The organism is Pseudomonas nicosulfuronedens (assembly GCF_005877905.1).
GTDB classification, from domain to species: domain Bacteria; phylum Pseudomonadota; class Gammaproteobacteria; order Pseudomonadales; family Pseudomonadaceae; genus Pseudomonas; species Pseudomonas nicosulfuronedens.
This window is the reverse complement of record NZ_SWDV01000086.1, coordinates 1-4220: the sequence shown is the minus strand read 5'-3', so window position 1 is coordinate 4220 and position 4220 is coordinate 1. Positions and strand designations below refer to the sequence as shown.

The 4220-nt window shown below is 62.3% G+C and carries 3 protein-coding genes; all 3 read left to right on the top strand.

What is annotated here, in order from left to right:
- The coding region (locus tag FAS41_RS30315) for a DUF2345 domain-containing protein (protein WP_138526961.1) at positions 1 to 486 on the top strand (486 nt) is incomplete at its 5' end.
- A complete protein-coding gene (locus FAS41_RS30310; protein ID WP_138526960.1) occupies positions 471 to 1298 on the top strand; it encodes a hypothetical protein in 828 nt (275 codons plus the stop codon). The genes FAS41_RS30315 and FAS41_RS30310, both read left to right, overlap by 16 nt.
- A 16-nt stretch (positions 1299 to 1314) precedes the next feature.
- A partial coding sequence (locus FAS41_RS30305) for a hypothetical protein (protein WP_138526959.1) occupies positions 1315 to 4220 on the top strand: 2906 nt, incomplete at its 3' end.

The following is a 4220-nucleotide window of genomic DNA, read 5'->3' as shown; positions in this document are numbered from 1 at the left end:
ACCGCCGGCGCCAACATGGACATCAGCGTCGCCAAGCGCTTCACCACCGCCGTCGGCGAAGGCATCAGCCTGTTCGCCAGGAAACTGGGCATGAAGCTCTTCGCCAACCAGGGCCCGGTAACGATCCAGGCGCAGAACGACGGCCTGGCACTGCTTGCCCGACACGGGCTGGACATTGTCAGCACCGAAGACGAAATCCGCATCACCGCCAAACGCAAGATCATCCTCAACGCCGGCGGCACCTACATCACCCTCGACCCGCACAGCATCGAACTAGGGACCAAAGGCGACTTCACCATCAAGGCCTCGCACTTTGACATGCGCGGGCCGGCGGGCCTCGCACCGGAATTGCCGAGGCTCCCCGGCGCCGAAGCCGAGGCCCTTGCCGCACCGCCCCCGATACCACAACGCCTGGAGGGCCCGGTATGCGGCAAGCAAGCCAATGGCGTCTGCACGCGGGAGGACTGCCCATGCCTGCGGGGTTGAAAGCCTTCCTCGCCCGACTGGAGCGAGCCGACAGCGACCCCGGCGAGACCACCCAGCTGTTCATCTTCGATCAGAGTCAGAACCCGGAACTGACGGGCTCGTTGCGGGCCAGCAGCCTGGGGCTGCCCTATACCGCGCTGCCCCTGTTCGCCGGCACCGGCAACCTGCACATGGCCAGCCATGGCCCGCTCTGGTGCCAGTTTCCACCGCACTCCACGCTGTCCCGTGGGGCGTTGTACCGTGCCAGCAAATACGCCAACGGCATCGCCCTGGAGGCTGAAGACCCCATCGCCGCCCAACTGCACGCCCGTGACCTGCTCTACCTGCGCGAAGGTGCGGGCCTGAGCCTCTCCGCCTACTACCGCCCGGCGAAATGGGCCGCCCTCGCGCTCACCGCCCAGCCCGGCCTATTCGGCCCCTGGCGCCGCGTCTACAGCCCCGCCCCGAAACACATCGGTAACCCACGTGGCCCCTGGTTGCGCTGGGATGCCCCGGCCGCTGGCGATCCACTCGTTCCTCCGTACCGACAGCCTCCCGAGACCGCCGCCATCCACCGCACCCTGCGCTGGCTTTACTGGCTCGACCAGTACTTCGAAACGTTCGGCCAACCCTCACCGGCGCAATTGCCCGCGCTGCTGAGCAACCTCGAATTCCTCACCGAGCACGACATCATCGAGGCCGATTGGCTGCTCAACCTGGCCAGGCTGTGCCTGGGCGGGCCGCTAGTCGAGCGTGCGAATGTTTTGAGCATTCTCGAAGAGCCAAACGCAGCCTTTAACCATTACCTGCAATTGCAAGCGCTACGCCCTTGAAAGGACTCCGGCATCCATGAGCACCCAATCTCCCGCGCCATCCGCAAAGCAACCCACCAGCGACGCAGTTACAGTCCTGCAACTTCCCCCAAAATCCGGCAGCGCCTGTCAGCCTGCATCAGGCGAGCACTTCGGCAACCCTCGCATGCTCTGCTCACCAGTCTTCGACGACATTGTCTACGCCCCCAGCGAAGACCCGACTTCCAACACCAACGATGACAAATCGGCTTTCTGGTTGTTACCCGCAGCGGCGGCCAATGCGATTCGCCAGAAATCCCGTGAGCTCAGTGCCCTCATGAGCCCGGACAAACCCCTGGACGAGCGTCAGAAGGGGCTGGACGACAGTGGCTTGCTGGAATATTTCCTTGACCCGCGCTTGAGCCAGTTTCTTGTCGGTGAGCAGAAGACTCGGATGGAGTGGTTCGAGGAAAAAGAGCCCCGACTGTTGGAAACATTCAAGTCTGAGTACGCCGCGCTATTCACCGATCCACGCAACCAGGCCTCCTCCTTCTACACCCGGCGCCGTGCGGAGCTCGAAGAGTGGGATCAGCTACGTAAACTGGCCATCTTCAAGGCCCAGAGCCAGGGCTACACCTACCGCGACGGGCTGTTCTTCACCGCCGAAGCCGAAGCTGCGCGTAAGGCAGTGCAGGCCTACAACGAAGCGCGCGCCAAGGTAATCAGCCAATACGGCACGTTGGCCAAAGCGCTGGGCCAAATGGGCGAAGTGTTGCACGAATTCAAGACCCGTTACGAAGAAGCCACTCAATGCATCGGCGAATACCGGGAGTGCCGAGGAGAACTCATCGGCGTGCTGCTCTGGATGGATGGGCGCAAGAGCCTGTTCAACTACATCGGCCTGATCTCCCAGGTCGCCAACTATGGCTTGGCCGTGCCGGAGTTCGCCCTCATCGATACCCAAGGGGAGGTCGCCAGCGGCATTGCCCGCTTCCATCAGTACATCGCGACACTGGATGCACAGCGCAAAGTCGAGTCGGAGTTACGCAGCAAGTACCAACGCTGGGTCGCCGCCAGTGCCCAGAACGTGCCGCCCCCAGCCGGCCTGCTCGACCAGGAGCGCGAGCAGTGGGACCAATTACAAGTCCGGATGGACGAGCTCCACCAGGTGGCCATCGAGCAGGTCGCTCGCGACAAGGTACGTCGCCACCTGCTCTGGAATCCCGAAAGCTTCGTGCCAAAACCACTGGACCGACTGGTCAAGACCGACTTCCCGCTGCGCGAACTCAGTTGGCCCTTCAGCCTCGAAACGCCCATGCACCACATCAGCCTCGACATGCTCAAAGGGCTGAAAAAACTCCCCGGCAACAGCAACGGCAAGGCCGCCAAGGATCATGCCGCCAGCGACTTTCACGATTGGCTGATCGAGAACGGCGCCCTCCGGATCCCCGCCCAGGGCGACTGGTTCGACAAGGAAGGCTGGTTCGATGGCGATGCCTTCCACCACTACCTGCAAGCCCAGCACTACCAGGTTAAGACCCTCAGCACTACCAAGGCCCGTGAAGACTGGAGCAAGCAACTGCGGCAAATGCTCTTCAAGAAGGACGCGCAGCAAGGTCTGAGGTTGTTCGACAATAGCCCGTCGGCAGCACTGGTCCGCTTACTCACCCCCCCGCAAAAAGACCTGCAAACCGGTGCGGTGGTCAAGAAAGCCCTGTTTTCGCTCAGCGGCGAACTGAGCCTGGACATCAACCTCGCACGCGGCGAGGTGGAAATCTTCAAGTTCGACCTGCCAGAACGCAGCCAGGCGCAAGAGCTACCGGTTCCCTACCGGCTCGACGGCGACCCTACTCCACGCTCCATGAACATCGGCAAATTTTCCTTGCATCTTTCCATGCGCGCCTGGGGATTTGCCGGCGCCGCCGCGCTGCTTTCCGGTGCCTTGAAAGTCGGAGTCGGCAACTCCGGCTATGGCGCCAGCCTGGACCCCATCCAACCGGCCACCCGCAAGCCAGGCACCGCCAGTATCGCCGCCAATGCCAGCAGCGAACCCAAGACCACCGGGCTCGGCAGCAAGGTCAAGATCGAAGATGGCGCCAAAGCCGGCTTCAACCTCTTCGCCGGCGTACAGGCCGGCATCCTCGCCACCGGAGCCCTCAACTGGGCACCGCCCAAAACCCTGGTCTCACTCAAGCAAATCCCCGCCATGCCCGGTCAGGCCACCCCCGACAGCGAGTGGCTCAGCGTGGCCCGGCTGGAAGGCGGGCTGGGTGCGGCCATTGGCATTGGCCTCAAAGGCGACATCGGCCTCTCCGTCAGCAAGGGCTGCCTCATCCTCCGCCTTAAGGCCGCGGTGATCGCCGGCCCCGGCATACAGGGCAGCCTCTCCTTCGCTGTGGGCTATGAAGCTATCACCGACCTGCTCAACCTGGTGCGTCGCGAACTGCATAACAATCAGCAGAAACGCATGGAATGGGTAACCGACGACGCCATGCAACTGCTCGCCCGGCTCAACCTCGCCGGCGCCCTGGGCATCGATGTCGGCATGCTCTACCTGCTCAACCACGGCAACGAGCAACTCGATACAGGACTGAGGATCGCCGATGCGGTGATGTCGCTGTACGAAGCCATTACCTCGGGCGGCAAGGGCGGGCCCATTGCGCACGCGATTCTTAATTATGAAAACCAGGATGAGCTCAGGCGTTGGGTGGTGGAGTGCATTCCGGAAGGACTGGGGCCCTTGTTGATGACGTTGCTCTCGACGCCCAAGAGCTTTGAGGTCACGGAGCAGACGAATACTCCGCAAGGGACACGCGAGCGTAAAGAACCCTTCACCCAGGAGCAGTCCCACCTGTTCCAGCAGCAAGCCATCGAACGAATACTGAAGTGGATTGTGGATAATGCCGGAGGCACGTCACAGGGTCTTATCGATGCGCAAAAGCAATTCGACCAAGCCTGCTCGCG